At 72.7% G+C, this 5,722-nt stretch carries 3 protein-coding genes; all 3 read right to left on the bottom strand.

Annotation, left to right across the window (positions count from 1 at the left end; all coding sequences use genetic code 11):
- Positions 1 to 175: 175 nt before the first annotated feature.
- On the bottom strand, positions 176 to 2,878 hold the full coding sequence (locus tag ACFYT4_RS35875) for a polynucleotide kinase-phosphatase (RefSeq protein ID WP_389279033.1): 2,703 nt from the start codon (positions 2,876 to 2,878) through the stop codon (positions 176 to 178).
- A complete protein-coding gene (locus ACFYT4_RS35870; protein WP_389279030.1) occupies positions 2,875 to 4,443 on the bottom strand; it encodes a 3' terminal RNA ribose 2'-O-methyltransferase Hen1 in 1,569 nt (522 codons plus the stop codon). Before ACFYT4_RS35870 ends, ACFYT4_RS35875 begins: the two co-directional genes overlap by 4 nt.
- Before the next feature lie 140 nt (positions 4,444 to 4,583).
- A complete protein-coding gene (locus ACFYT4_RS35865; protein WP_389279027.1) occupies positions 4,584 to 5,288 on the bottom strand; it encodes a hypothetical protein in 705 nt (234 codons plus the stop codon).
- Positions 5,289 to 5,722 lie beyond the last annotated feature (434 nt).

Here is a 5,722-nt window from a genome sequence, read left to right as displayed (position 1 = left end):
GGGGGCCCGGGGGGCGCGCCCGGGGGGGGGGGGGGGGCCCCGGGGCGGGGGGGGGGGTGGGGGGGGGGGCGCCCGCGGGGGGCCCCCCCCCCCACCACGGGCACGGACGTCGGGGCGTGATCGGTACGGGACGCGGGTGCGGGATCCCGGTCGAGAGATACGGGCCGGCCCCGGGTCAGAGCCGGGGGTCCACCGGCTCCGACTCCAGGGCGAGTACGGCGAAGACCGCCTCGTGGATCCGCCACAGCGGCTCACCGTCGGCGAGCCGGTCCAGCGCCTCCAGCCCGAGCGCGTACTCCCGCAGCGCCAGCGACCGCTTGTGCGCCAGGAACCGGCCGCGCAGCCGCTGGAGGTTCTCCGGCCGGGTGTACTCGGGGCCGTAGATGATCCGCAGATACTCGCGGCCACGGACCTTGATGCCCGGCTGGACGAGCGCGCCCTTCTCGGTGCGGGCGACGGCCTGGAGAGGCTTGACGACCATGCCCTCGCCTCCCCTGGCGGTCATCTCCAGCCACCAGTCCGCACCCGCCCGCACCGACGCCTCGTCCCCGGTGTCGACGATCAGCCGCCGGGTGACCTGCATCAGTCCGGTGTGGTCGTGCTCGACGAGCCGGTCGAGCCAGGAGAGCTGCTCGTCGTGCGGCACGGCCGCGAGGGAGCGGCCCTCGCTGGCAAGGATCTGGAACGGAGCGATCCGCACACCGTCCAGCCCCTGGGTCGGCCAGCAGTAACGGCGGTACGCCTCGGTGAACGCGGCGGCGTCGGCCGCCCGGTCCCGCTGGAGGGCGAGCAGCCCGGCGACGTCGACACCGCGGGAGACGGCGGCTTCGAGGGCCGCGGTGGCCCCCGGGAAGACGGCGGCGGACGCGGCGCCGACGGCCGCGTACTGGGAACGCAGCAGTCCGGACGCCTTCAGCGACCAGGGCATCAGCTCGGCGTCCAGCAGCAGCCAGTCGGTGCCGAGTTCGTCCCAGAGCCCGGCGCCGGTGACGGCGGCGCGCAGCCGGCCGAGGATCTCCTCGGTGACGGCGGGGTCGTCGAAGAAGGGCCGTCCGGTACGGGTGTGGAGCGCACCGGTCGGCCCGTCGGAGCCGTCCGGGGCAACGGGGTCACCCGGGCCGCTGGGGCCCGCGGAGCCGCCCGTGCCGCTTGGACCTCGGGTGCCGCCCGAGCCGCTGGGGCCCGCGGAGCCGTCGGAACCGGTGGCGCCGCTTCCTACGCCGAAGCGCTCCCGCGCGGTCACGGCGTCACGGCACACCAGCACCACGGCCCGGGACCCCATGTGCTTCTCCTCGCACACGACCCTGCCGATGCCGTCGGAGCGGTACTGCGCGAACGCCTCGGCCGGGTGCTCCAGATAGCCCTCCGTCCCCGAGGTGGCGGTCGGGGCCATCGTGGGCGGCAGATAGAGCAGGACCCGGGGGTCGACGGCGAACCGGCTCATGACCTCCAGCGCCGCCGCCGCGTTCTCCTCGCGCACGGAGACCCGGGCCAGGTGACGGGTCTCGACGACCCGCCGCCCGTGCACATCGGCGAGATCCAGCGGCCGTCCCTCACGGGCTCCCGGGGCCTCGGCGAGGAGGGGCTTGACGGGTTCGTACCAGACCTTCTCGGCCGGTACGTCGACGAGTTCGCGCTCGGGCCAGCGCAGGGCGGTCATCCTGCCGCCGAAGACCGCGCCCGTGTCCAGGCAGATGGTGTTGTTGATCCAGGAGGTGCTGGGGACGGGGGTGTGGCCGTAGACCACGGCGGCACGCCCCCGGTAGTCCTCCGCCCACGGGTAGCGCACCGGGAGGCCGAACTCGTCGGTCTCGCCGGTGGTGTCCCCGTACAGCGCGTGCGAGCGGACCCGGCCGGAGGTGCGGCCGTGGTACTTCTCGGGCAGCCCGGCGTGGCAGACGACCAGCCGGCCGCCGTCCAGGACGTAGTGGCTGACGAGGCCGTCGATGAACGCGCGCACCCGCTCCCGGAAGGACGGGTCCCGGGCGTCCTCCCGCTCCAGCTGCTCGATGGTCTCGGCCAGTCCGTGGGTGTGCTGGACCTTTCTGCCCTTGAGGTAACGGCCGAGCTTGTTCTCGTGGTTCCCGGGCACGCAGAGCGCGTCGCCGGACGCGACCATGGCCATCACCCGGCGCAGCACCCCGGGGCTGTCGGGTCCCCGGTCGACGAGGTCGCCGACGAAGACGGCCGTACGGCCCCCGGGGTGGACGCCGTCCTCGTAACCGAGCCTGGTGAGCAGGGTCTCCAGCTCGGAGCTGCATCCATGGACGTCACCGATGATGTCGAAGGGGCCGGTGAGGTGCCTGAGGTCGTTGAAGCGGCGCTCGCGGACGATCTCGGCGTTGTCGGCCTCCTCCGCACTGCGCAGGATGTGGACCTTGCGGAAGCCCTCGCGCTCCAGGCCGCGCAGGGAGCGGCGGAGTTCGCTGCGGTGGCGCCGGATGACGCGGCGGGGCATGTCCGCCCGGTCCGGGCGGACGGCGTTGCGCTCGGCGCACACCTCCTCGGGCAGGTCCAGGACGACGGCGATGGGGAGCACATCGTGCTCGCGTGCCAGCCGGATCAGCTGTCTGCGGCTCTCCGGCTGCACATTGGTGGCGTCGACGACGGTCAGCCGTCCGGCGGCGAGCCGCTTGCCGGCGATGTAGTGCAGGACGTCGAAGGCGTCGCCGCTGGCGCTCTGGTCGTTCTCGTCGTCGGCGACGAGCCCCCGGCAGAAGTCGGAGGAGATGACCTCGGTGGGCGCGAAGTGCCGCCGGGCGAAGGTGGACTTGCCGGAACCGGAGGCACCGATGAGGACGACGAGGGACAGATCGGTCACCGGGAGGACGCGCTTGTTCCGCTCCTCGGCGGTTCCGGTGTCGTTCGTGCCGGTCATGCGGCCTTCGCCTCCTTCTCGCTGCTGTCCGCCGGGTGGGTGTCCGCCGCCGGGCGGGTACGGGCCCCGGGTCCGCCCCCGCCCGCGGCCTCGGTGCCCTCGCCCTCAGGGCGGGACTCCTGCGCGTCGGTACGGGTGAACACGGCCATCTGGGTGGGCGGTCCGACCTCGGGGTCGTCGGGGCCGACCGGTACGAACCGCACGCCGTAGCCCTCGCGCTCGGCCACATCCCCGGCCCAGGTGCGGAATTCCCGTCGAGTCCACTCGAAGCGGTGGTCGCCGTGGCGGACATGACCGGCGGGCAGGGACTCCCAGCGGACGTTGTACTCGACGTTCGGGGTGGTCACGATCACGGTCGCGGGTCTGGCGGTCCTGAACACCGCGTACTCCAGAGCGGGCAGGCGCGGCAGGTCGACATGTTCGATGACCTCGCTGAGCACGGCCGCGTCATAGCCGGTCAGCCGCTTGTCGGTGTACGTCAGGGAGCCCTGGAGCAGGGTGACGCGCGCGGCCTGGCGCTCGCCCATGCGGTCCAGCTTCAGCCGGCGCCCGGCGATGGTCAGGGCGCGTACGGAGACGTCGACGCCGACGATCTCGGTGAAGCGCACGTCCTTGAGGAGGGCCTGGACCAGCTGGCCCTGGCCGCAGCCCAGGTCGAGGACCCGGCTCGCGCCCGCCGTGCGCAGCGCCTCCAGGACCGCCTCCCGCCGCTGCTCCGCGAGCGGTACGGGCCTGGCCTCGGTGTCGGCCGTCTCGTCCACCGCGTTGTCGACGTCCTCGACACCGAGGTCGTCGGTCTCGGCGAGCCGGACCAGTTCGAGCCGCTCCATCGCCTGCCGGGTCAGCCCCCAGCGGCGGGACAGATAGCGGCTGGTGATCAGCTTCTGCTCGGGGTGTTCGGCCAGCCAGCCCTCGCCCGCGCGCAGCAGTTTGTCGACCTCGTCGGGGGCGACCCAGTAGTGCTTGGCGTCGTCGAGCACCGGCAGCAGGACGTACAGCTGCCGCAGGGCGTCGGCGAGCCGCAGCTCGCCCTCCAGCACCAGCCGGACATAGCGGGAGGCGCCCCACTCGGGGAACTGCTCGTCCAGCGGGACCGGCGGTGCCTCCACCAGGGTCCAGCCGAGCGGTCCGAAGAGCTTCCCGACCAGTTCCTCACCGCCGCGCGCGGGCATGGCGGGGACCTCGATACGCAGGGGCATCGGGGTCCCGGCCCGCTCGGGCAGGGCGGCGCACACACCGCGCAGCGCGCTCTTGAAGACGGTGCTCAGCGCGACGGCCAGCAGCGAGGAGGCGGCGTACGGACGGTCGTTGACGTACTGCGCGAGCGCGGTGTCGGGAGCGCCGCCACGGCCCTTGCCCTTGCCGCGCCGCACCAGCGCCACCGGATCCACCTCCAGCAGCAGTGCGGCGGTGCACCGGTCGGCGGACGCCTCGGGATAGAAGACGTGCGCCGTGCCGTGCGAGGTGGAGAACGTCTGCGCCCGGTCGGGATGCTTGTGGAGCAGAAACCCGAGGTCGGTGGCGGGACGTTCAGGGGTGCCGGTCGTACTGATCGTCAAGAACACACGTCCGAGTATCGGTGCCGCGAAGTCTTCGCGACACCTGATTTCCCCATCGGCCGACCACGGTTGTGCGGCCGGCCGGGGCATCGCACGGCCCGCTCCCGGACGACCGGGGTCGCCGCGGGGCCAGCCGTCGAAGGAGCTCAGCCGCCCCTGGCGACCTTCTCCCGGTAGTACGTCTCCGCGGCGTCGGCGAACTTCTGCAGGAAGTAGGCGTTCACCCCCGCCCCGGCCAGCGCGCCGATCAACGGGACGACTCCGGTGACGGCCTTGGACCCGAGAATCGCGGAGAACTTCACCGCGACCTTCTGGGCGATCTTCTGGATGAACGGCTTGCTCAGCTTGGCCAGGGCCTTGCCGCCCTTCTTCCCCGCGATCTTGGCGCCCACGGTGGAGACCCCCGCCCCGGCACCCGCGGTCAGCGCCTTGGCCATGACCGCGGCCCCGTACGTCGGGTAGGCGGCGTTGAAGACGATCCAGCCCGCGGACGCGCCCGCGCCGACGGACGACACGCTCAGCGCGTCGGGCTCCAGCGCTCCCGCCCACAGCCCCAGGATGACGGCGAGATCGTCCTCGGCGTCCACCGAGGCCCCCAGCTTGAAGCCGATCCCCCAGGCGCAGATCGACATCTTGTGCAGCAGAAAGCCGACATCCGCGGTGAGCGCGGCGAGATGCGCTCCGGGGACGGCCATCGCGGCCCCGCCGGCCAGGGCGACCTGGGTCGTCTGGGACGCCCGCCAGCCGGCGAGGGTGTCATATCCCGCGGCTCCCCTCCGCGCCATTTCGGTGTCCCGCCCCAGCGCGTTGAACGCGTTCACAAATATGTTCGCGGTGACTTCCGACCCCATACCCCCACCTCTCGGCCAGATCCGGTCCGGGCGGACGGGCGGCCTCGCCGCCCCCGTCCGCGGACGCACCGAATCGATGCCCGAAGGCCGGTCACAGAAAACACCCGACCACCACACTTCTCGTGGCAAGTCCCTTGAAAAGTAACGGAGTTGGCGATTCCACTCAGTCCGGGCGGCCCTGATCTGCCGATCGGTACGGATGGTGCGGACGTGACGGATACGTCGGGCGGTTCTGCTCCGCCGGACGGTACGGACGGTTCCGCTCGACCCCGTAGCCCCGGCTCGGACACCAGGGAGCACGGAGCCCGCCGGTAGGTTCCGGGGTGCTCGGGCCGCCGTCCCTAGGGCGTGTATCGAAAGTAGCGCCGTCCGCCCGGAGGGCGGGGCCTGCGGCGTCCGGTGCGTGCAATCGCAAGGCGGAGGGTCGCCCTCGT

It is taken from the genome of Streptomyces sp. NPDC004609 (genome assembly GCF_042873655.1).
Classification (GTDB): Bacteria; Actinomycetota; Actinomycetes; order Streptomycetales; family Streptomycetaceae; genus Streptomyces.
This window is presented reverse-complemented; position numbering and strand designations above follow the sequence as displayed.